We start from the raw sequence: 22,218 nt of genomic DNA on the forward strand, positions 1-22,218 counted from the left end.
TGGGTTCTGGCTTCTAGGAGAAGCCACTCCGTGGGACTCGAGTGACGTGTTTGCCCCGTTCGCCGACTTAGCGATGTTGTTGCGGCTCGATGGTCCGCGCTGAGCGGAAGACCACAGAGACCGCATCGAGGGCCGCGGAGGACTTGGCTCTTCGGAATTCCGTTCGTTAGCCTCTCACCTGTTAGGAAAACGGGCGATGGGGCAAGCGTGCGGATCTTCTGGGTCAACCAAGGGCAGACGTTCGAAGAAGAACTGAAGGCAAGTATGCTCTGGGCGCCGAAACGTTCGCGTCCGAGACCGGGTCAGAGCACGGGAACTGCTCGCGCGCATTGGGATCGGTTGCTCGACGCTGACGAGGGTGACGTGGTCATCCACTACTCCCGCAAGGCGATCCGCGGTTGGAGCACGGTTGTCCGGCCGGCGTTTGACGGGCCCCCACCGTTCGACCACTCGAGGACGCCATGGTCAGTTGACGGTCGTCTGCTCCAAGTGAGCATCCGGGAACTGGAGCTTCCCATCGTCCTCGCGGACATCCCACACGAGCTACGGACCGAGCGGGACGTCACGAGCTGGCCGTTCTCGAGAGATGGCGCGGTCAAGCAGGTGTACCTGTCGGAGGTGACGGGCTCTCTCGCGAACTGGTTGTTGGATGAGGTCGGGCTGCGGGTCGACGCAGCGCAGCTGACCTCCTGGCCGGAGCTCGATGAAGCGGGAACCACTGTCGACTACCGCGGGGACCGACAGGTCGTGGTTCAAGTCCGCGGCGAGCAGACTCGCTTGCGGAGGTACTTGTTCGGGGCCGATGTCGTGGCTCCCTGCGCCCTCTGTGGCCGTGACCTTCCTGTTGCGATGCTCGTGACTGCGCACATCAAACGACGCGCCGAGACGACGAACGCCGAACGGCAGCGCACAGACACAGTGATGGCCGCTTGCCGGCTGGGGTGCGACTCGATGTTCGAGCTCGGTTACGTGGTGGTCGGGCGGAGCGGAGTGATCGAGCGCGGCCCCCGGAGGACTCCGATGAGCGCGGACCTCGGGCTCGCCATGGAAGCGATCGTCGGCCGGACTTGCGCTGCTTGGAGTGAGACCACGGAGCGGTACTTCGCCCATCATCGCCGTTGGCAGAAGGCTGAGAGCCGACGTTACGGGCTTGACTGACCTTGGCGCAGAGCGGCGACCGCTTTCAGGTCAGGTAGCGCCCAGTGCAAGCCATTCAAGTGTTCGGGGCTCGTCCACCGCATTTCGTCGTGGTCGGTACTCCGTAGCGGTTCGTCGCCGATCAGCGCCGTGCGGTAGCAAGCGAGGTCGATCAGCAAGTCCCCGACAGCTGTCGTGTCCCGAGTGATCAAGTCACCTATCTCTCCCTCGATAGCCAGCTCCTCACGGAGCTCTCGTCTGAGGGCATCTCGGGCGCCCTCGCCCTCCTCTACCTTGCCGCCGGGGAACTCCCACATCCCTGCCGACGCGCGGCCCACGGCGCGTCTGCAGACGAGGATCTTCCCGTCTGCTCGTGTCAGAACTGCCGCGACGACTTCGATGGTCTGCTGCACCGTTCCGTTGTACACGGGCGACGTCGGTTGATGATCGAGCTCCATTGCTCGAGCTCGTGTTCCACACGATCTGCGGATCGAGAGACGTCGTCGTGCTCCCAGGCTCTGATGACTCGCCAGCCCTCGGCGACCAAGATCGCTTCGTTCTGCGCATCGCGCTGACGGTTGGCCAGCAGCTTCCGGCGCCAAAGGTCGGCATTGGCCTTCGGGAGGTGGGCGTGCTCCTCGCAGTAGTGCCAGAAGCAGCCATCGATGAACACCGCGACCTGGGCGCGAGGGAAGACGAGGTCAGGCCGCACCCGACAACGCGCGCTCACCCGCCGGTCGACGAAGAAGCGCCGCCCACGTCGGTGCAGTTCGCGGCGAACAGCCAACTCGGGCGCCGTGTCGCGACGACCGAATCGGGCCATGTGTAGTCGCCGCGCGTCATCCGCTTCCCAGTGCTCCATTGCCGGAATCTTGGTCGAAGGTCGGCGCCTCGTGGGATGGGCGCGCGGATCAGCGGAATCGGAGTCAGCCGAGGACGATTGTGAGCGACTGGTCTCCCAACGCCGCCAAGGGCACGGTGAGTGCTCCGAGGACGGCGACACGATCGTCAGCAGGCAAGTCCCGCAGCGTGATCGTCACCTCCCCGCAGTACCTCCCCGCCGCCGCCAACTGAACGGTGACGGAACCCGTCGGCCTCGACTGCCCACCCACCTCGGGCAGCGGCAACCCGGCGAACCGCTCCCGCGAATGCTCCAGCCGGATCATGGCCTCAGCCGCATCAGGGCGGTTCCGATCGGGGACCGCCAGCGCCTCGATGACCGCCGGATGCACACCCGGGGCAGCGATGCCGTCGAGCACGACGAGGTTATCCCGGACGAACGACCCGAGCCGCGACCACGTGTGATCGGTGAGGGCCGGATCGCCGACGTACACATCGTCCACGCCTACATCGACGAGTTCGAGCGCCTGGAACAACGGCGGCATGGTTCGGTGGGCCTCGACGGTCGGCAGCCCCTCGCCGAGCGGCCCACGCCGCACGGAGTCGCCGGCGATGAACGCGCCGACCCGCCAGCCGAACTGCCGAGCAACGGCGACCGACGACGCCACTGACGAACGCGCCAGCCCGGTCCACTCACGCGGGTAGAAGTTGTGGATCAGCTCGACGTCCAGGTCAGCGAACGGCGCCAGGTCGGCGGCTCGCAGCGTGCTCGCGTTGAGGGCGATCGGCAGGACGGCAGCGATCGAGAGGATCTCAGGGACCGAGAACCCGAAATCGATCCTCGCCCGGGCCACTCCGATCGACCGCAGGAAGTCCCACGGCGAATCCCCGAGCAACCGAGCGGTGTTCGGGGAGACATCGGCGACGACGGACAACCCCGAAGACGCAGCAGCCGACACGATCGCGGTCGCAGCGGCTCGGGCACCCGAAGGGGAGTCCTCCGGGATGTGCAGCGAGGTGAACGCGAGCGTCGCACCCGCGGCCGCGGCAGCCTCGAAGGTCGGACCAGCCAGCGGACCATGCGCCAGGTACGCGCTCGCGCCCAACCGCATCAGCGCGCAGCTCCCACGGAGTCAGCCGGCGTGACCTGCACGTCGAGCGGGGCGTCCGGAGCGACGGGGTCGCCGGACGGTGCGGACGACTGCGCCTCGAGGTCGGCTCGCACCGAGTCGGACACCCCGAACAGCAACGTTGCCACGAACCCGACGACGTACGCCACGATGAGCCCCGACCCGTACCCGAGAAGGGCCCACCCGTACCCGGACGAGCCGTTCAGCAGCGGGAGCAGGGACAGATCTGAGGCGCCGATGGCGATCGCCCCGACGGAGTGCCCGAGCTGGTCGAACAGCCCGACGACACCGCCACCGAACGCCCCACCGATGCACGCGGTGATGAACGGCCGGCCGAGGGGCAGCGTCACACCGTAGATGAGGGGCTCGCCCACACCGAGGAGCCCGGCGGGCAGCGCACCACGGATCGTGCGGGAAAGAGCCTCGTTGCGACGGAAGCGCATCCAGAGCGCGAGCGCCGCACCGATCTGGCCGGCCCCACCCATCGCGAGGACGGGCAGCAACACGGTCCACCCGGTCTGGTCGATCAGGGTGGTGTGGATCGGCGTGAGGGCCTGGTGCATGCCGGTCATGACGAGCGGCAGGAAGAAGCCTCCGAGGACGAAGCCGGCGAATGCACCACCGTTGGCGAGCAGCCATGTCGCAGCGGTCCCGATCGCAACGGAGACGACACCGGCGACGGACATCAGGATCCCGAGGGTGATCGACCCAGCGACGAGGACGGTCACGGTCGGGACGACGATGAGCGCGATGACGTCGGGGGTGACCTTGCGCATGAACCGCTCGACGTAGGCGGCGAGGATGCCGCCGGCCATGGCGCCGAGCACGCCGCCCTGCCCGGGAGCCAGGGTCTCGCCGAACACGGTGACGTTCGCGACACCGGCCGCGACGATGATGCCGCCGACCGCACCGCCGAGGATGGGCGTGCCGCCGAACTCCTTCGCAGCGTTCATCCCGACGAACACGGCGAGCAGCGACAGGAAGCCGGACGACAGCACACCGAGGAACGGCGTCACCCCGGGCAGCCATCCGAGGTTCGTCAGGATGCCGTTGATCCCGGCGATGAGCCCGCAGGCGATCAGTGCGGGGATGAGCGGGATGAAGATCGCGGAGATCTTCCGGATCGCACGCATCGTGCGGCCGTCGGAGCGGGACCGTGCGGACGCCTTGATCGACGCGCCGCGAGCGGCGAGCTCCTCGGGTGACGCACCGGACGCACCGGACGCACCCGACTCGGCAGCGGCACTGGTTGCACCAGCCCCACCAGCCGCAGCCGCCGGGGCGGACGCGCGCAGGGCCTCCAGGTCGACGGCCACGCGGTCGACGAGACCCGGGCCGAGCACGATCTGCAGGTTCGAGCCGGCCGCGATGGCGGCCATGACGCCGTCGGTGGCCTGCAGCGCCGGCAGGTCGACCGACGCGGGAGACGAAACCTCGACCCGGAGTCGGGTCATGCAGTTCTCGACGTCGGCGATGTTCGCGGAACCACCGACCGAGTCGAGGATCTGCTGGGCGAGTTGCTGTGCATCGGGCATTGCTGTGCTCCTCGGGGGAAAGGAAACGAACGGAGAAAAGGGAGAACGGGTCAGGAGATGACGGCGCGCAACGAGCCGGAAGCAGCGACGAGGCGCTCACGGGCCGAAGCAGCCGAGGCGCCGGTCAGGATCACGGCGATGGCGGTCTTCACCTCGCCGTCCGAGGCATCGAGCGCCGCCTGGACGTCGGCGGAAGGGGCGCCAGTGACGTCCTGCACGAGCGAGAACGCCCGCGCGACGAGCTTCGCGTTCGTGGCTCGCACGTCGACCATGCGGTTGCCGTACGTCTTGTGGCTGCGCACCATCGCGAGCGTGGTGAGCATGTTGAGCACGAGCTTCTGCGCAGTGCCCGCCTTCAGGCGGGTCGAGCCGGCGATGAACTCGGGGCCGACGACGACGTCGATGGCGATGTCCGCCTCCCGCCCCGCGGCCGAGTCGGGGTTGCACGCGACGGAGACCGACAGGGCGGAGCGGCGACGGGCCTCCAGGATGGCTGCGATCACGTAGGGCGTCCTGCCGGACGCGCTGATCCCGACGACCACGTCGTCGGCCGTCAGGCCGAGCGCGTCGAGGTCGCGGACGGCCGCTGCTTCGTCGTCCTCAGCGCCCTCGACGGCGGTGGTCAGGGCGACGTCGCCGCCGGCGATGACGCCGACCACCTGCGAGGGATCGGTGCCGAAGGTGGGCGGGCACTCGCTGGCATCGAGGACGCCGAGCCGGCCCGGCGTGCCCGCGCCGACGTAGACGAGTCTGCCGCCGCGCGCGAACGCTGCGGCGATCGAGTCTGCCGCCAGGGCGATGGCCGGGAGGCACGGCTCCAGTGCCGCAGGCACGCTGCGGTCGCCGGCGTTCATGCGCTGGGCAGCTTCCAGCGTGGAGATCGTGTCGATGTCGTCCAGTGCGTGGTCGGTCGCCTCGGTGGTGAGGGCGGCGAGCTCGTCGCGGAGGGCGTCGTGGCTGTCGTGCTTCGTGGTCATGGTGGTGCTCAGTTCCGGTGGTGGGTGCGGACGGCGTCGCGGCTGCGGGCGAGGAGCGGCTGGGACCGCTCGTCGGTGCGCTGCGCGACGACGATGAAGAGGGCGTCGACGATGGCGAGTTGGCTCATGCGGCTGCCCATGGCGGCGGGGCGGAGGGCGCTCTCGGCACCGGCGACGCCGAGCAGGACGTGGTGGGCCGCGGTGGCGAGCGGGGCGTTGGCGTGGCCGGTGATGGCGACGATCGTCGACCGCTGAGCTGCGGCGGCGTGGGCGACCTCGAGCGTCTCGGTGGTGGAGCCCGAGTGGCTGACGAGCACCAGGACGTCGTGCTCACCGATGACGCTCGCGAGGGTCAGGGCGTTGTGCGGGTCGTCGGCGATCGAGCTCACGATGCCGATGCGTTCGAGCTTGAGGTGCAGGTCACGCGCCACGATGCCGCTCGCGCCGACGCCGTACAGGACGACGCGGCGGGCACTGCTCACGGCTGCGGCCGCTGCTTCGAGGGCGTGCGGGTCGAGCGCGGCGCGGGTGTCGGCCATCACGGCGCGGACGTCTTCGGTGACCTTCGCGATCACGGTGGCGACGTCGTCGTCGACCGCGACCCCAGCGTGGATCTCGGTGTGCTCCCGCTCGTGGATGCCCCGTTCGACGGCCCGGGTCATGCTGCGCTGCAGGCCGGCGAAGTTCGCGAAGCCGAGGTGCTGGGCGAATCGGGAGACGGTGGCGGGGGAGACGCCCGCGCGGCCGGCGAGTTCGGCGGCGTTCGTGGTGGCTGCGGCTGCCGGGTCCTCGAGGACGGCGTCGGCGATGGCGCGCATGCTCGACGGCATCGTGGCCGACTGGGTGCGGACGAGGGCGAAGGCGTCGGCGCGCTCGACCCGGTCGGGCCGCTCTGACCGCTCGGTGATCGTCATCCCGCTATGAAAGCGTCTTTCGTACGCGAGCACCAGGGGTGAAAGTAAATTGCGTGTTACGGGTGGACGGTCGTGCGTCCGGCAGTCACCGCCGGCGGTACCGCGTCGCCGGCTTCCCCGGCCCCGCCGCCCGCTTCGTGTCCGTCGCGACCAGCTTCGGCAGCATCGCTCGCCGGAACGAGTCCGGCAGGAGGCGCTCGCCGAGGACCGCCTCGTGCAGCTGCCGCAGCTCCGACATCGTGAACGGCTCATCGAGCAGCCCGTGCGGATCCGGAGCGTCGCTGTAGACGGAACGGAGCCGAGCGACCGCGAACCCGAGGATGTCGTCGTGCCCGTGCACCATCTCGCGCGCCTCGATCACCGGCGCGAGTCGTCCCTGGGGCTCGTCCAGGTCCAGAGCATGCGCCGGCACCACGTCGAGGTGCGCCACCGACAGCACCCATCCACGGTCGTCCCGCGCCGGGTCGTCGAACACGTGGAGCTGCTGTGGTGCGAGCCCGCTCACGCCCGCCTTCTCGCGGAGTGACCGCAGCACCGCGTTCGCCAGCCGCTCACCCTCGTGCACGAACGTCCCCGGCAGGCGCCAGTCGCCCTCGGCGGCATCGCGGACCTGCACGACGGACAGCGGTCCGCCGGTGGGGACGGTCAGCACGGCGGTGTCCACGGCGACGGAGGGCCGCGGGTAGTCCGTCAGGCGTCGGCCGCTCGCGTCGCGGTACTCGTCGGTCATGTTCGTGAGTTTACGCACACTTGCGCAAACATGACGAGTGGTGCAGGATCGGTTTTACGCAATCTCGCGCAAACCCGATCCGGAGGTCCACATGACCACCACGCAGATCCACGACCGAGCAGTCGGCGCCGTCCTCGGCTCCGCCGCCGGCGACGCCCTCGGCGCCGGGTACGAGTTCCGACCGGCAGTGCCCGAGCCGACCCCGATCACGATGACCGGCGGCGGCTCCTTCGGCTGGGCGCCGGGGGAGTGGACCGACGACACGAGCATGGCCGTTCCGATCCTCCGCACGGTCGCCCGCGGCGGCGACCCGGCTTCGGAGCCAGCCCTCGACGGCCTGGTGGCCGCCTGGGCGGCGTGGTCGGTCAACGCGCCCGACGTCGGCATCCAGACGCGCAACGTGTTGACCGGTCTGGAGGCGCGGATCGCCTCCGTCGCGCGGGCTTCGGCCCGGCAGGAGCACGAGTACAAGGGCCGCTCCGCCGGCAACGGGTCGCTCATGCGCACCGCACCGTTGGTGCTCGCCTACCTGCGCGGTCACGTCGGCGAAGAGGAACGGCTCGCAGCGGCGGCTCGCGCGATCAGCGACCTGACGCACTACGAGTCCGACGCGGGGGACGCGTGCGTGCTCTGGTGCGTGGCGATCCGGCACGCGGTGCTGACCGGCGAGCTCGACCTCCTGCGTGGCGTCGACCTGCTCGACCTCGACCGGCGCCGAGTGTGGGTGGACCGGATCGTCACGGCCGAGCACTCGCAGCCGGTGGACTTCACGGAGTCGAACGGGTGGGTGGTGTCTGCGCTGCAGGCTGCCTACGCCGCGGTGCGCCAGAGCTCTTCGCTCGAGGACGCCCTGGTCCGCGCGGTCCGCACCGGCAACGACACCGACACGGTCGCCGCGATCGCCGGCGGGCTCGCGGGTGCGCTGTACGGAGGGTCGTCGTTGCCGGCCCAGTGGCGGGAGCTGCTGCACGGCTGGCCGAACCTGCGCGCCGACGACCTCGTCGCGCTCAGTGAGCAGGCGCTCGCCGTTTGACCGACCCGGCGTCGGAGGCTGCTGTGGGGGGAGCCTCCGCCGTCGGGCTGATCGTTCTCGTGGGGCCGACCCACCGCTCTGGAGGCGACCATGTCGGCAGCGCGGGTGGCGGGGCGGAGGTGAGCCGGGCCTCCCGGTCGACCGCCGTCAGGCGATGCCGCGTCGCGGACGGAAGACGCCCGCGCGGACCAGCCACACGTAGAGCAGGCAGCCGATGCAGACGTCGAACACGGCGTTGAGGAACGCGGCGATCAGGGCGACGGCGGCGCCGATGGGGGCTGCGTACGGCACACCGAGCAGGGCGAGGAGCAGCGCCACAGCGGTGACGAACAGGCCGACCTGCTGGGCGAAGGTCGGGGGTTCGGGGGCCTCGAGCTCGGCGGGAGGGGCGAGCCGCGGCCGGACGAAGCGACGGAAGAGCGCGCCGTACGGGTGGCGGCGGATGCCGGCGATGCCGCCGACTGCGAAGAGCGCCACGATGACGGCGAGCAGGACGATGCCGACGACCCATGTTGCGGGGATCAGCGTCAGGACGATCGTCAGGGCGAGCAGGACCGTGGTGATAGCGGCTCCGAAGCGTGGGGAGCGTGGGTCGATGCCTGCGTTGTCAGGGGCGGTGGTCATCGGGACTCCTGTGGGCCGGTGAGGACGGTGTTGAGGGCTGCGGCGAGCTCCGGTGGGCGGGGTGGGCCTCCGAAGCGGGTGCGGACGGCGTGGGAACCGTCGACGAGCAGGACCGTGGGGGTCTGCAGGACGTTGAAGCGCGTTGCGAGGTGCGGGTACTCGGCGAGGTCGATCTCGAGCCGTTCGACGCCGGCGTGCTGCGCTGCGAGGCTGTCGAGCTGGCGGGCCGTCGCCGGGCAGCGGGCGCAGGTCGGCGTGGAGAACTGGACGAGGGTGGCGCGGGTTCCGAAGGCGGTCGGGGGAGCGATGTCGTCGACGCTGCTGTTCGGGTTGGCCGGCGTGTTGCGCGCGCGGCCGGTCTGGGGAACCGCTCGGCCCGTTCTCGTGCGCAGGAGCAGGCCGATCACGGTGGCGAGTGCGAGGACTCCCGCCAGGACGGCGACGGCCACGATGACGGTCATGCCGTGACGGTACGTCGTTCCGGTGCAATCTGCTGCGTTCGGTGCCAACGTGACGGCACGTGACGGCGGCAGGGCGCGCTGTCGCGTCGACGTCGGCGGCGGCGGCGGCGGCGTCGGCGTCGGCGGCATCGTCGTCAGAGCGCGGCGCGCGCCCGGTCGATCCGCTCGATGAACGCTCGAACGCCCCAGATGACGAAGGTCAGGCGCTGCCCGTCCTGCAGCACGACCTGCATCTGCCGCGAGACGTTGCGTGAGGTGTCGTGGAGCTCCGCGATGGAGTCGAGCGGGATGCCGAACGTCGGCCGGACGAAGTTGAACGGGTGCGCTCGGAACCAGAGGACCGCGGGGGTCAGGGTGAGTCGGCCTCCCGCGGCTTCGTGGCGGCGCATCCCGAACCACCCGGGTGCTGCGATCGAACGAACGAGGCCGGCCTCCGCTGCCGCTTCGTCGATGACGAAGTTCGCGTTCTTGCGTGCCAGTACGGTCTCCGCATCCCCCAGTCCCATGCGCCGACCGTACCGTGCTCAGACGCGACGGAGCAGCCGAGCGACGGTGCCCTGCAGCACGAGGAGCAAGGCCCAGAGCAGGCCGATGCTCGGGAACACCACCGACAGGATCAGGGCGAGCGACAGCAGGCCGGCGGCGATGAGCCCCCGCGCCGAGTCGCCCAGCGGCGTGGAGAGCAACTCGGGGTTCCGTCGGAGCACGAGTTCGATTCCGGTGAGCGCCAGGCTCGTCACGACCATGCTGCCGAGGTAGAGCGCGTGTGCCACACGGTCGTCGTTCTCGCCGCTGTTGAGCAGGTTCGCGGCGAAGGGCAGGAACACGATGCTGATGAGCCACACGAAGTTCAGCTGCATGACCCGGGCGTTGTAGGAGCGGACGTGCTCGAACACCTGGTGGTGCAGGACCCAGAACCGCGAGATCAACCAGAACGTGATGAGGAACTCGAGCAGGGCTGGCCAGTGGGCTCTGAGCAGGTCGCCCGCGCCCTCGCCGTCGCGCAGGTCACTTGCGATGTCGACCAGCGGCAGGATCAGGAGCGTGATCGCGATGGCGACCGTGGCGTCCGAGAAGTTGACGAGTCGGTCGAGGCCGCGGTCCGTTCGAGCGTGCTCGGTCATGGCCCGAGTGTAGGAGCGCTTAGGGTCGCGGGTGTGAGCGACGACGTGACTCCTGGCCGGTACCGCCACTTCAAGGGCAACGACTACGAGGTGCTGCTCGTTGCCCGTGACGTCGAGACCGAGGAACCGGTCGTCGTCTACCAGGCGCTGTACGGCGAGCGGGGGCACTGGGTCCGCACGCTCGCCGACTTCACGGCGCACGTCACCCGCGACGGGTACGACGGGCCGAGGTTCGTGCCCGTCGGAGACGGTCAGGTGCGTTCGACACCTCCGCGATGATGGCGACGGCGGTGGTGGAGAACGACGCCGACGAGCTCGCTGCACACGAACACCGCCGCAGTGCCGAGCGTCGCCGTGAGAGCGGAGACGAGTGGCACGGTCGGGTCCACGGCCGCGAGCCACGAGGCATCCACGCCGCTCGCGAACGCGACCAGGGCCACACCGAGGGCCGCACCGAGCCCGATCAGGGACCCGCTTGCGCCGATCGCGACGGCTGCCACGGAGAGTGTGGTGATCGTGCCGCCCTGGGTGGAACCGACGTGCCTGAGCGTGGCGAGGTCGCTGCCGGTCCCGCGGCTCTGTGCGAGCGCCGAACCCACCGATGCTGCGGCGGCGATGCAGAGCGCCGGACCGAGTGTGAGCCCGAGTTCGACCAGGCCCGCTCCGGCCCGTTCGCTCGCCAGGCTGCTCGCGACGGTTGCGGTCATGGTCCTCGTGACCGTCAAACCGACCCCGGCTGCGACGAGCGTCGTGAGCGCGCCGAACAACCCGATTCGGGCTCGGGCCAGGCAGAGTCCGATGAACGGCGAGAGCGGACCGGAACGCAGGAGGCGGGCGGCGATCCCGACCATGGTCTGGGATGCGTCCGAGGCGACGATGGCTGCCGCGCCGACGAGTCCGAAGCCAGCGGCGGACATCACGATGAGCGGACCGTCGGACGAGTCGAGCACGGTCAGGCGGCTGGCAGCTGTCTCGTCTCCGGCGCCGCTCACCACGCTCATCAGGTGCGGCGCGAACGCAACCGCGAGCACCGAGGGCGCCACGAACAACGCTGCCACCGTGAACGCACCGACCGCCCTCCAGGCGCGACCGGACCGGACGACGGCGAACCGGCCAGCTCGGAGCCCACTCCACCAACCTGCTGCACAGACGACCGCGAGCAGACACGTGATCACACCGCTCGGGACGCCGCCTGAACGAGGAGCCGTCACGCCGAGGGCCTCCGCCAGACCGACGACCCAGCTCGTCCGAAGCCGTTGTTCGACCACGACAGCGAACAGCACGGCGACGACCGCTGCGGAGGAGACGACCACGGCTCCGAACGTCCAGAACGTCATCCAGCTCGCACCCAGTGCTCGAAGGCAGCGCGTCTCCGGCAGCAGCGAGATCGCGAGCCCCCGCGCCGACATGAATGAAGCGACTGTCGAACTGAGCGCCGTGAGCTGCATGACCGCTTCGAGTGCTCGTGCGGTGTCCGGGTGGGCGCCCGCGAGATCGAGCCCGCCGCCGACCACCACTCCGAGCCCGATCACGGCGGCGACCACCGTGATCACGAACCCGAGCGCCGGACGGAGATCAGCGCGAACCGTGCGAGCCAGAGCGAGGAGAGCGATCACGAGGGCACCGTCATGAGGCGGCGGACCTGCTGCTCGGTCGGACGATCGAGCAGCGCTGTCGTCCGGCCGTCGACCAGCTGAACGATCCGGTCGGCGTCCGCTGCCAGCTGGAAGTCGTGGGTGACGGCGACCACTGTCCTGCCCGAGGTCGCCGCGCCCCGGAGGACTCCACGGACGAGCCCGGCATTCGAGTCATCCAGCGCCGTGGTCGGTTCGTCGCAGGCCAGCATCGCCGTACCGGCCGCGCACGCTCGTGCGAGGGCGACTCGCCTCCGCTGCCCGCCCGACAGTTGCTGTACCGGTGTTCGCCGAACGTCACGGTCGAGGTTGAGCGCCGCGCACACCCGTTCCGCGAACGATCGGTCGATCCTGCGAGCGAGACGTTGACCGAGCAGGACGTTGTCGTCGACCGACAGCGCATCGATGAGGTCGTCACCTTGTCGTGCTGCGGCGAACACCCGCGCTCGCAACCGTGCTCTGCCGGAGTCCGTGGCAGGGTGCATGCGCGTGTCGCCGAGTAGGACCGAGCCGGTCGCTGGCACCTCGATGCCCGTCACCAGGTCGAGCAGGGTCGACTTGCCGGCTCCGGACGGTCCGACGATGGCGGTCAGGCTGCCGGGCTCGGCGCGGAAGCGCACGTCGCTGATGATCCTGCGGCCGTCTGGACGGATCGAGCGTGCCGAGATCCCGAGGACGGAGAGCGCGATCATCCGTGTCCGCCGCGGAGGAACGACGGGACATCGTGTTGCAGGCCGCGACAACGTTCGAAGTCCTCGATCGCGGCCAGGGCGGTGAGGACGCCTGCTCCGCCATGGCCCCAACCGTCGTCGACTGCTCGGAGATGCTGATCTGGGTAGGCAACCCCGTCGGGAGTCTGGAGCCGGTGCAGCGCGAGACGCCGGCGGTGCTCGTCCAAGCGCGTGGCGACGGACTCGGCATCGAACGGTGCGATCCCGATCTCGCCGACGTCCACGAGGAAGTGGATGAGTCCCGCGCGTCCGTCGAGCAGGCCCGAATGCGCGGTGAACTCCGGCGACGCTGCTTCGGCCACGCTGTGGAGCACCGGCAGGAGGTCCTGGTCGGTCGTCGCGCGGAACACCTGCACGAGCGCGACCCCGACGCCGGCGGAGCCGGACCCGAGGAAGGGCACGAGTCGGCCGCTGTGGCGGAGCTGCCGGCCCCACCCCTGTCGGTGCTCCAGGCGGTGCAGGTCGATCTCCAGCATGCGTCGGGAGGCCTCGACGGCCGCAGCATCATCGTGCAGGCGTCCGTGCAGCGCCAGGAACAACGCAATGCCGGACGGTCCGTTGCGGAGGCCGGCAGGCAGGCGCAGAGCACGGTTGTCGTCGTGGCTGAACTCCGTGAGACGTTCCGCGATCACGTCCACGGTGTCCCGGTGGACGCTCCGCGTCGGAGCGCTGAGGAGCGCGAGGCCGATCCCCGCGAGCCCGTCCTCGAGATCGACGCGCAGCATGCCGCGGACCTCGTCCCGCAGTCGGGCGAGGAACGTCGGCGTCGTCCTGCCCAGGAGTACCTCAGAAGCCCGGCCGGAGAACAGGCCCGCGCCTGAGGGCGCTTCGCTCGAGAGCGGACCCGGGGGAGTTCTCGTGTCGGGCTCAGACCGTTGCAGCGCAAGTGCGAGGCCGTCCGCTCCGCGCTCGAGGCCGGGCCGGTGCGCAGACCCGGGCGCTTCCCTCCGCGATCTGATCGCGTCCCGGAGCTCGGCAACACTGGGTGGCGTCATCCGCGCAGTGTTCCCGTCCGGCAGGGCAACGCATCGGCCGATGACGCTCCGCAGCGCGTCCACTGGTGCGGTCGGGAACCAGACCCGGGCCGCGGCGAGTACTTCATCGATCTTCCCGGGGTCCAGTGGGAAGAGCGTCGTGAGGGGAACGAGTGCGGCGAGGTGCAGGCATGCGATCGCGAACAGATCTCGGTCTGGCCCACGGACCGCGTTCGGCGCGCTGAAGCCCGGTGTCGTTGGCCCGACCGTCCCAGAAGGTTCCCCGACTGTGCACGATTCGAAATCGATCAGCCGCGCGGCTGTCGGAGACTCCACGAGCACGTTCCGCGGTGAGATGTCACCGTGGACGGCTCCGAGCGCGTGCAGTCGCTCGACTTGACGCTCGATCGCGCGCACGGCCTGGCGGACGCTCGCTGCGTGTTCGTCGAGCGCCGTGCGGTCAGCCTCGGCGGCGGTGAGCGGGTTCTGCGACATGACTGCGCGGTTGAACGGAGTGCCCGGCACGGGTTCGCTCATCATGAACGCCGAACCTCCGGCGCGGAACGTGCCGTGGACGCGCGGTGCAACCCCTGAACGTTCCAAGTGCCGAAGGGCCGCGTACTCGTCCTCCACGCGAGCAGCAGCGTCGCGGCCAGCCTGTTCTCCGACGTACTCGCGCCCCTCTTTGAGGACCACTTCGCCGTGCGCGTCGTGCAACGCTCGGTACACGCCGCCAGCGTTGGAGAACGAGTACGCGCCGGAGACGCGCATCCGTGAGAGCGGCTCGTCGACTCCACCTGATCGAAGCCGTTCGGCCACGACCCAGTTCGGCAGCTCGACCCAGTCCGGCGGGTCGAACACGACCCCTCGGCGGTCCGGCACGAGGGCACCGCTCGGATCTCGGATGGCAGGCTTGCCGTCCCAGTCGGAGAGCGAACGGAACGCTCCGTAGCGAACGTGCACCACGGACTTCCGCCACTGGAGGTCGCCGAGGATCCGTGGCCCGCGACAGTCGCCGAAGATCGCAGCCAGATGGTCGAGCAGCGCTTCGTCGACCGCGGACGCCGGAGGGTAGATCGTCACGAACTTCCCGCTGCTCGTGCGAGGCGCATCCTTGGCGTTGGCTCGTTCGAGGACCGTCCTGGTCGTCAAGTACTTGAACGACCACTCCGCGGTCCTGCAGAAAACGGCAGCCAGCGATCGAACCCGCTCGGCATCCTGCAGCCGAGCTGACAAGTGGATCTTCCAGCCTTGGTCGGGCGGTCCTCCCTCGGCCTGTCGATGGTGAGTCCAGTCGAGGTCTCTCGCCGTCCGCCACCCTGTCCAGTCGCCGCCCAGCCGTGCCCACCCGGTTCCCATGTCGAGATCGTGGCACCGGAGTGTTGACATGTCAAACACTACGTGTGTACGTTCGCAGTGTTCGATCAACGACGAAAGGATGACCGATCATGAACACCCACGATCTGCAGGCCATCGAGGCCGACACTCCCGAGGACGGCAGCCACATCTTGCTCTCCTCGATCAGCCTCTACATCTGCTGGTAGCTCGAGTACACAGCGAAACGGGTCGGACTCCTGACAAGGAGTCCGACCCGTTCTCGTTCCGTGTCGGCGCTCGCCCATAGGCTTTCAAGGCACCAGAAAGCAAGGGGGAACGCATGCAGATCGGCGTCGACGGGCACGTGCTGCTCAGCCCGAGTGACCTCAGCACGTGGTCGGCCTGCGAGTGGGCGTTCCTGCGTCGGCTCGACGTCAAGCTCGGTCGGGGCGAACCCCTGCCCGAGGCGCACGACGACATGCTCGAGCGCACCGCCCGGCTGGGGGACCAGCACGAGCTCGACTACCTCGACATCCTCAAGCAGACCCGGAACGTCGTCGAGTTCGACCGCCCCGCCCCGCCGGACTACGCACGCGCCGCAGCCGAGGCGCGACAGGCCTTCGCCGACGGCGCCGACGTCCTGTACCAGCCGACGTTCCACGCGGCACCCACGGCGGGCAGCCCGGGCTTCATCGGCTTCGCGGACTTCATCATCCGCAACGACCAGGGCGAGTACGAGGTCTACGACACCAAGCTCGCCCGGCACGCCAAGATCAGCGCACTGCTGCAGCTCGCCGCCTACGCCGAGCAGATGCAGGCACACGGCATCCCCACCGGAGCGCAGGTGCACCTGGTGCTCGGCGACCGGACGACGACCACGCACGACCTCGCCGACATCGCGCCGGTGTACCGCACGCAGCGCGCCGAACTGCAGCGCGTGATCGCCGAGCGGAACACTGCCGACGCCGAACTGCAGTGGGGCGACCCGCGCTACTCCAGCTGCGGGCGCTGCGACGTCTGCTCGACCCAGGTGGCCGAGCATCGCGACCTCGTCCTCGTCGCGGGCATGCGCCTCGACCAGCGGGCGAAGCTCATCAAGCACGAGGTGCGGACGATCGACGACCTGGCGGTCCGCACCCGGGCAGTGCCGGGCTTGTCCCGCGCGACGCAGGATCGGCTGGTGCGCCAGGCGAGCCTCCAGATCGAGACGGAGACCGCCCGACGGAACGGCGCCGACGGGCCGGACCAGCCCGCGAAGCCGCGCTTCGAGGTCCTCGATGCCCGCGCGCTCGATGCGATCCCGGCCCCCGACCCCGGCGACGTCTTCTTCGACTTCGAAGGCGACCCGCTGCACACCGAGGACGGCGTGCACTGGGGCCTCGACTACCTGTTCGGCCTGGTCGACGACCGCGCGGAGTTCACCACGTTCTGGGCGCACACGATCCGCGACGAGCGAGTTGCGCTGGAGCAGTTCCTCGCGTTCATCGACGCCAGGCGGCAGCAGTACCCGGGCATGCACATCTACCACTACGCCGCCTACGAGCGGACGCACCTGCTGTCGCTCGCCGCCCGGCACGGGGCCGGCGAAGAGGCCGTCGACGACCTGCTGCGCGCCGGCGTCCTGGTCGACCTGTACCCGATCGTCCGCAAGGCCCTGGTCGTCGGCAGCCACAGCTACTCGATCAAGAAGCTCGAGCCGCTGTACATGGGCGACGACCTGCGGCTCAGCGATGTGACGAACGCGGCCGACAGCATCACCGCCTACGTCGACGCGATCGAGGAGCTCCGCAACGGAGACCCCGTCGCCGGCCAGCACATGCTCGACGAGGTCGCCGACTACAACGCCTACGACTGCCGCTCGACCCTGCGCCTGCGGGACTGGCTCCGGTCGCTGCGCACCGACGACCCGGACGCAGCGGATCCGGCACTCGAGCTCGACGTCCCGCCGATCCCCGTCGAGCGCGAGCCGAACCCGGTGTACGTCGCGCTCGCGTCACACCTGGAGGACGTCGACGCCCTCGACCGCACGCCCGACGAGACCGCGCTGGCGCTCGCCGCAGCCGCGATCGACTACCACCGGCGCGAGGCGAAGACCTTCTGGCAGGACCACTTCGACCGCCTGCGCAACCCGGTCGACGACTGGGCCGACACCCGCGACGTCCTCGTCGTGGAGCGCGCGTCCGTCGAGCGGGACTGGGACACGCTGCCGCGTGCCCGCTCGCAGTCGCGGGAACTCCGGTTGTCGGGGACGCTCGCGCCCGGTTCACGGCTCCGGACTGGAGGCACGCCCCACCTCGTCTACGACGACCCACTTCCGCCGTCGGTCATGTCTCCGGGCCCCGGGTCGAAGGGCGCGTCATCCCGCGCCGTGATCGTGGACGTGCGGGACAACGGCGACGCCGTCGAGGTGCTCGTGAAGGAGGGCCTGCCCGTCGGGGCGGAACCGCACCACGACTTCCCGGTCGCGCTCGCACCGTCGGCACCGCCCCGTGCGAAGCCGCAGCCCGAGGCGATCGCCGAGTGGGGGCAGCAGGTCCTCGACGAGCTGCCCTCGATGGTGTCGGACCCGGCCTTCGACCTGCTGCGCCGGGTGCCGCCGCGCGGTGCGATCGTGCCCGTGCAGGGTGACGACACGGTGTCCGCCGTGGTGGCGACACTGCTCGGCCTCGACCACTCGTACCTGGCGATCCAGGGCCCTCCCGGCACGGGCAAGACCTACGTCGGGTCGAACGTCGTCGCACGGCTCGTCCGCGAGTACGGCTGGCGCGTCGGGGTCGTCGGGCAGTCCCACGCGACGTCGGAGAACTTCCTGTCCTCGGTCGTGAACGCCGGCGTCCCCGCGGACCGGGTGGTGAAGGTGCCGAAGTCCGGTGCGACCGAGGACGAACTCGATGCCGCCGCGTGGACGCCCGTGAAGAACGGTGCTGCGGTCGCCGCGTTCCTGTCGTCGTGCGAGGCATCGGGCACCGGCGGCGTGGTCGGTGGCACCGCGTGGACGTTCGCGAACGCGTCGACGATCGAGCGCCGCTCCCTCGACCTGCTCGTTGTCGACGAGGCCGGGCAGTTCTCGCTCGCGCCGACCATCGCGTCCTCGATCGCCGCGACCCGACTCCTGCTGCTCGGGGACCCGCAGCAGCTCCCGCAGGTGTCCCAGGGCTCCCACCCGGAGCCCGTCGACGAGTCCGCGCTGGGCTGGCTGGCGGACGGCGAGCACGTCCTGCCGCCGGAGTTCGGCTACTTCCTGGCCCGCACCCGGCGGATGGAGCCGGCGCTGACCGAGTCCGTGTCGGCGTTGTCCTACGACGGGCAGCTCGCGTCGATGGTGTCCGGTCGGCACCTCGACGGCATCGACGCGGGCGTGCACCCCGTGCCGGTCGTGCACGCGGGCAACACGACCTCGTCACCAGAGGAAGCCGCCCGCGTGGTGGCCCTCGTCGGCGATGTCGTCGGCCGCACGTGGACCGACGGCTCGGGCGCTCGTGCCCTGACCGACGAGGACGTCATCGTCGTCGCCCCGTACAACGCGCAGGGTGCCCTGATCCGTCAGGAGCTCGACCGTGCAGGCTTCACCGGCACCCAGGTCGGCACGGTCGACCTGTTCCAGGGCCGTGAGGCCGTGGTGTCGATCGTGTCCCTGGCAGCGTCGAGTGCAGCCGACATCCCGCGCGGGCTCGACTTCCTGCTCATGCCGAACCGGCTGAACGTGGCGATCTCGCGGGCGAAGTGGGCGGCGTACCTGGTGCACTCGCCGGCGCTCACCACCGGGCTCCCGCCCTCGATCGCCGGCCTGTCGCTGCTGTCCCGCTTCATCGAGCTCGTCCAGCCCGCTCGCTGACGCCCGCGCCGGCCGCGCCGCCGCCGCTCGGTGGCGGAGCCCGGCGTGTCGCCGGGTGCGTGACGGTCCTGGTTCACGACTCCCGGCGATCGTGAACCAGAACCGTCAGCATGCCAGAGCGCCAAGCCGCGCAGCCGCGACCGTGACGCCAGAACGAGGGCTGGTCCCGACACCTGTCGTCCTGGGACGGTGGACAGCCGCCCGCGCACTCGCTCGGAAGGAGCCTCAGTCGTCGGCCGTCGGGACGCCACCCTGCATCTGCACCCGCATCTGGGCGAGGACGTCGGCGTGCAGGAAGTTCGCCGCCTCGGCACTCGTCGGGTCGACCACGATGCCGAACTCCTCGGGCAGCGCGGCCACGAGCTCGGACAGCGGAACCGGACGCCCCTCGGCCTCGGGCAGGCCAGCGGAGAGTTCGGCGGGGTCGGTGAAGACGGGCACGAACGGCTTGTCACGGATCATGACGTGGGCGACGCTGCCCGCCTCCGGAGTCCCCGCCGGCTTCCACGGCACCCACGCCGCGCTGCGCAAGAAGCCCGCCGGCGAGGCTGCCATCCGGCGGCGGAGTTCGGCGGCCGCGGTGGGCGGGGCCTTGTCGACGCCTCGGCCGAAGGCGGATCCGTTCGTCTCGTCGTTGCTCACGCCAACCATGCTGTCACGCTGGGCGGACACGCCGGGGCCGAGTCGCGCCTCCAGGTCGTCACCAGGCGCACGAGGAGGTGCGCCGGGCGTCGGACCGGTGCGGCTCAGTACGCGGCCGACTGCCCACCGTCGATCGGGACGACCGTCGCGTTGACGTAGGACGCGTCGTCGGACAGCAGGAACGCGACGACGGCGGCGATCTCGGGAGCTTCGCCGTAGCGCTTCGTCGGGTTGACCTGGATGAACTCCTCGGCGGCCTTGCGGGGGTTCTCCGCGTCGAGCTGCTTCATCGAGTTCTCGACCATCGGCGTCCAGATGGCTCCGGGCGCGATGGCGTTGATGCGGATGCCGTAGCGGCCGTACTCGACGGCGGAGTTGCGGGTCAGGCCGACGACGCCGTGCTTGGCGGCGGCGTACCCGGACTGGTTGCCGATGCCGCGGATGCCGCCGACGCTCGCGGTGTTCACGACCATGCCGGAGCCCTGCTCACGCATGACCTTGAGGACCTTCTCGAGCCCGAGGAACACGCCACGCAGGTTGATCGACACGACCTTGTCGAACTCGGCGGCGGTGAACGACTCGGTGGGGTTCTGCTTGCCCTCGATGCCGGCGTTGTTGAAGAAGCCGTCGATGCGGCCGAAGCGCTCGGTGGTGGCGGCGACGTAGGCGTCGACCTGGGCCTCGTCGGAGACGTCGGCGACGGTGGTCAGGACCTGGGCGTCGGGGGTGGCCTCGAGCACGGCGGCCTTCGAGGCCTCGAGTCCCTGCTCGGAGACGTCGACGAGGGAGAGCGCAGCGCCCTCGGCGGCCAGGCGGACGGCGGTCGCACGGCCGAGGCCGGAGCCACCGCCGGTGATGAGGACGACACGGTCGGTGAAGCGGGACGTGACGGAGTTGGTTTCGGGCATGGGGAGGCCTCCTGAGGTCTTCGACGATGAATTCCCTTTAGGCTACACCTGTCGTTTTGCAGGGTGGTCAGGGGTTGCCGAGGACTGCCCGGTGGTGCCGACTTCAGCTCGTGATGACCGTGGTCGTCGTCGCGGTGGTCGCCGCCATGATGACGATCATCGCCGCGGCCTGGATCTCCTCGAGCACGGCCTTCACCGCGGGGCTCGCCCAGGTGCCCGAGGTGATCTCCTTCACCAGGCCCTTGTCGACCGCGCCGAACTGCTTGCGGAGCGTGTTCGTCGCGTCGAGCAGCCCGATGACCGCAGCGGAGAACGGTGTCGGGGTCGCCCGCCGAGCCAGGACGTCCGCGATGCCCGATCGCAGCAGTGCCTCCGGGGCTCCGTCGCGCTCCGGGTGCTTCGTGGTGGGGAAGAGCCCGAGCACCTTGCCCTGCTCGACGCTGATGATCCCTCGCTCGACGAGTCCGGCGAAGACGTCGTCGCGGAGCCGCTGCTTCCCGAGCCGGCTCACCCACCACTTCGCCTTGCGCGGCGCGCCGGACGCCGCGATCGAGCCGACGACGCCGTCGAGCACCGGGTCGCCCGTGGCGGCACCGTCGACGACGGTGACCAGGCCGTTCTGCAGCGAGACGGCACCGCGGAGTGCCAGGTCGGCGAGGACCGCTCCCGCGAGACCGGTGTCCAGCGTCTGCCCGTCGAGGGACTTCCGGCCGTCGGGCTCGACCTGGAGGAGCGCGAACGCCTGCGGGACCGTGAGTTGCTCAGCCATGTCCGCAGCCTGCCACGCGGGGCGGAGGTACGCCGGGCCTCCAGGTCGACGCTCAGCGGCGGCAGACCGCCCGACGTCAGCAGGCGTTCAGCACCCGCTCCATCGCATCGCGCTCAGCGGGCACGACCCACAGTCGGTACTCGGCCTTCACGGACACCTGGTGCTCGATGTAGGTGCAGCGGAAGGCCTTGTTCGCCGGCAGCCAGGTCGCGGCGTCGCCCGAGCGCTTCTGCGAGTTCGACCGTCCGTCGACGGCGAACAGGTTCGACGGGTCGTTCGCCAGGGCCTCCCGCTCCGACTGGCTGAGCTGCTGGGCACCGGTGCGCCAGGCGTTCTCGAGCGCGACGACGTGGTCGATCTGCACGAGGGTCGAGGTCGTGTTGCCGCGCACGAAGTCGATCGTCGCACCGGTGTACGGCGACACGAGCGTGCCGGTCACCACCTTGCACGGCCCCTGCCGCACGATGCCGCTGAGGTCGCGCGCGAGCACGTCGTTCCGGGTGTCGCAGCCGTTGTGGTCGACGTCGATCCACGCGCTGCCGAACTCGCCCGTGCGGTCGTAGTCGGTGCCGGGGGCCTTGCCCTTGACGGGCAGCGCGGCGAGGAGCGCGCGGGCGTCCGCAGCGTCGGTGTCGGTCGACGTGCTGACGGTCGGATCCGTCGGTCTGGAGGCCCGGCTCGGCTCCGGTGCGTCGCGCTCGGTGCCGACCGTGGCCGTGGCGACCGCCGTGGGCCCGGCGGCCGCGTCGGCGTCCGGTCCGAGGACGCCGGTGGCGTCGAGCGCGTAGCCACCGACTGCGAGGGCCAGGACGACGAGGACGGAGGTGAGGCTGATGCGGGTGCGGCGGCGTCGGCGGGACGTCATGGGTGCGTGGAACTCCTGGTGGTGCGGCGGTGCGGTGG

The 22,218-nt window shown here is 70.1% G+C and carries 22 protein-coding genes; 4 read left to right on the top strand and 18 right to left on the bottom strand.

Translation table 11 applies throughout. The annotated features are described in order from the left end of the window. Positions 1-363 precede the first annotated feature (363 nt). A complete protein-coding gene (locus tag ITJ60_RS15795) occupies positions 364-1,158 on the top strand; it encodes a hypothetical protein (RefSeq protein WP_194648631.1) in 795 nt (264 codons plus the stop codon). On the opposite strand, the gene ITJ60_RS15800 is transcribed toward ITJ60_RS15795, so the two are convergent. From ITJ60_RS15800 to ITJ60_RS15830, 7 genes are all read right to left on the bottom strand, one after another. Continuing rightward, positions 1,143-1,550 carry a (deoxy)nucleoside triphosphate pyrophosphohydrolase gene (locus ITJ60_RS15800; protein ID WP_194648632.1) on the bottom strand — a complete coding sequence of 136 codons (408 nt, stop codon included), beginning with the start codon at positions 1,548-1,550 and terminating at the stop codon, positions 1,143-1,145. The two genes, ITJ60_RS15795 and ITJ60_RS15800, sit on opposite strands and share 16 nt — an antisense overlap. Further along, positions 1,514-1,999: a DNA mismatch endonuclease Vsr gene (gene vsr / locus ITJ60_RS15805; protein WP_194648633.1), complete on the bottom strand. Its 486-nt coding sequence runs from the start codon at positions 1,997-1,999 to the stop codon at positions 1,514-1,516. Before vsr ends, ITJ60_RS15800 begins: the two co-directional genes overlap by 37 nt. A gap of 64 nt (positions 2,000-2,063) precedes the next feature. Continuing rightward, positions 2,064-3,089: a MupG family TIM beta-alpha barrel fold protein gene (locus tag ITJ60_RS15810; protein WP_194648634.1), complete on the bottom strand. Its 1,026-nt coding sequence runs from the start codon at positions 3,087-3,089 to the stop codon at positions 2,064-2,066. After that, positions 3,089-4,642: a PTS transporter subunit EIIC gene (locus ITJ60_RS15815; protein WP_194648635.1), complete on the bottom strand. Its 1,554-nt coding sequence runs from the start codon at positions 4,640-4,642 to the stop codon at positions 3,089-3,091. The genes ITJ60_RS15810 and ITJ60_RS15815 overlap by 1 nt, the downstream gene beginning before the upstream one ends. Positions 4,643-4,692: 50 nt before the next feature. After that, complete coding sequence (murQ, locus tag ITJ60_RS15820) at positions 4,693-5,619, bottom strand: N-acetylmuramic acid 6-phosphate etherase (RefSeq protein ID WP_194648636.1); 927 nt, start codon at positions 5,617-5,619, stop codon at positions 4,693-4,695. Positions 5,620-5,627: 8 nt separating this feature from the next. Beyond that, positions 5,628-6,533: a MurR/RpiR family transcriptional regulator gene (locus ITJ60_RS15825; protein ID WP_194648637.1), complete on the bottom strand. Its 906-nt coding sequence runs from the start codon at positions 6,531-6,533 to the stop codon at positions 5,628-5,630. Positions 6,534-6,618: 85 nt separating this feature from the next. Next, positions 6,619-7,263, bottom strand: coding sequence for an NUDIX hydrolase (locus ITJ60_RS15830; RefSeq protein ID WP_194648638.1), 645 nt, complete (start codon positions 7,261-7,263; stop codon positions 6,619-6,621). A 91-nt stretch (positions 7,264-7,354) separates the two neighbouring features. Here ITJ60_RS15830 and ITJ60_RS15835 point away from each other — a divergent pair, with 91 nt between their 5' ends. Then, positions 7,355-8,296 carry an ADP-ribosylglycohydrolase family protein gene (locus ITJ60_RS15835; protein WP_194648639.1) on the top strand — a complete coding sequence of 314 codons (942 nt, stop codon included), beginning with the start codon at positions 7,355-7,357 and terminating at the stop codon, positions 8,294-8,296. A 147-nt stretch (positions 8,297-8,443) separates the two neighbouring features. Here ITJ60_RS15835 and ITJ60_RS15840 read toward each other — a convergent pair whose 3' ends face one another. The 4 genes from ITJ60_RS15840 to ITJ60_RS15855 form a co-directional block, all read right to left on the bottom strand. After that, on the bottom strand, positions 8,444-8,920 hold the full coding sequence (locus tag ITJ60_RS15840) for a DUF4395 domain-containing protein (RefSeq protein ID WP_194648640.1): 477 nt from the start codon (positions 8,918-8,920) through the stop codon (positions 8,444-8,446). Then, positions 8,917-9,381: a TlpA family protein disulfide reductase gene (locus ITJ60_RS15845; RefSeq protein WP_194648641.1), complete on the bottom strand. Its 465-nt coding sequence runs from the start codon at positions 9,379-9,381 to the stop codon at positions 8,917-8,919. Before ITJ60_RS15845 ends, ITJ60_RS15840 begins: the two co-directional genes overlap by 4 nt. 134 nt (positions 9,382-9,515) lie before the next feature. Further along, entirely contained in the window at positions 9,516-9,887 is a 372-nt protein-coding gene (locus tag ITJ60_RS15850; protein ID WP_194648642.1) for a hypothetical protein, read from the bottom strand. An 18-nt stretch (positions 9,888-9,905) separates the two neighbouring features. Then, positions 9,906-10,505, bottom strand: a complete 600-nt coding sequence (locus ITJ60_RS15855) for a TMEM175 family protein (protein WP_194648643.1) — start codon at positions 10,503-10,505, stop codon at positions 9,906-9,908. A gap of 33 nt (positions 10,506-10,538) precedes the next feature. Between ITJ60_RS15855 and ITJ60_RS15860 the strand changes: the two genes are divergently transcribed. After that, positions 10,539-10,784, top strand: a complete 246-nt coding sequence (locus ITJ60_RS15860) for a DUF1653 domain-containing protein (protein ID WP_173168319.1) — start codon at positions 10,539-10,541, stop codon at positions 10,782-10,784. Here the strand turns inward: ITJ60_RS15860 and ITJ60_RS15865 are convergent. The 3 genes from ITJ60_RS15865 to ITJ60_RS15875 are packed head-to-tail and all read right to left on the bottom strand — an operon-like array spanning position 10,757 to position 15,203. Beyond that, positions 10,757-12,121: a hypothetical protein gene (locus ITJ60_RS15865; protein ID WP_194648644.1), complete on the bottom strand. Its 1,365-nt coding sequence runs from the start codon at positions 12,119-12,121 to the stop codon at positions 10,757-10,759. The genes ITJ60_RS15860 and ITJ60_RS15865 overlap by 28 nt on opposite strands. Beyond that, entirely contained in the window at positions 12,118-12,831 is a 714-nt protein-coding gene (locus ITJ60_RS15870) for an ABC transporter ATP-binding protein (protein ID WP_194648645.1), read from the bottom strand. Before ITJ60_RS15870 ends, ITJ60_RS15865 begins: the two co-directional genes overlap by 4 nt. Further along, positions 12,828-15,203: a phosphotransferase gene (locus ITJ60_RS15875; protein ID WP_194648646.1), complete on the bottom strand. Its 2,376-nt coding sequence runs from the start codon at positions 15,201-15,203 to the stop codon at positions 12,828-12,830. Before ITJ60_RS15875 ends, ITJ60_RS15870 begins: the two co-directional genes overlap by 4 nt. Positions 15,204-15,501: 298 nt before the next feature. Between ITJ60_RS15875 and ITJ60_RS15880 the strand changes: the two genes are divergently transcribed. After that, entirely contained in the window at positions 15,502-18,996 is a 3,495-nt protein-coding gene (locus ITJ60_RS15880; RefSeq protein ID WP_194648647.1) for a TM0106 family RecB-like putative nuclease, read from the top strand. A gap of 225 nt (positions 18,997-19,221) precedes the next feature. Here ITJ60_RS15880 and ITJ60_RS15885 read toward each other — a convergent pair whose 3' ends face one another. The 4 genes from ITJ60_RS15885 to ITJ60_RS15900 form a co-directional block, all read right to left on the bottom strand. After that, positions 19,222-19,638: an SseB family protein gene (locus ITJ60_RS15885; protein ID WP_194648648.1), complete on the bottom strand. Its 417-nt coding sequence runs from the start codon at positions 19,636-19,638 to the stop codon at positions 19,222-19,224. A gap of 104 nt (positions 19,639-19,742) precedes the next feature. Continuing rightward, positions 19,743-20,546: an SDR family oxidoreductase gene (locus ITJ60_RS15890; protein ID WP_194648649.1), complete on the bottom strand. Its 804-nt coding sequence runs from the start codon at positions 20,544-20,546 to the stop codon at positions 19,743-19,745. Positions 20,547-20,649: 103 nt separating this feature from the next. Further along, complete coding sequence (locus ITJ60_RS15895) at positions 20,650-21,315, bottom strand: GOLPH3/VPS74 family protein (protein ID WP_165932341.1); 666 nt, start codon at positions 21,313-21,315, stop codon at positions 20,650-20,652. A 76-nt stretch (positions 21,316-21,391) separates the two neighbouring features. Continuing rightward, positions 21,392-22,180 carry an HNH endonuclease family protein gene (locus ITJ60_RS15900; protein ID WP_194648650.1) on the bottom strand — a complete coding sequence of 263 codons (789 nt, stop codon included), beginning with the start codon at positions 22,178-22,180 and terminating at the stop codon, positions 21,392-21,394. Between the last annotated feature and the right edge of the window lie 38 nt (positions 22,181-22,218).

It is taken from the genome of Curtobacterium sp. VKM Ac-2884 (genome assembly GCF_015350945.1).
Taxonomy (GTDB): Bacteria; Actinomycetota; Actinomycetes; order Actinomycetales; family Microbacteriaceae; genus Curtobacterium.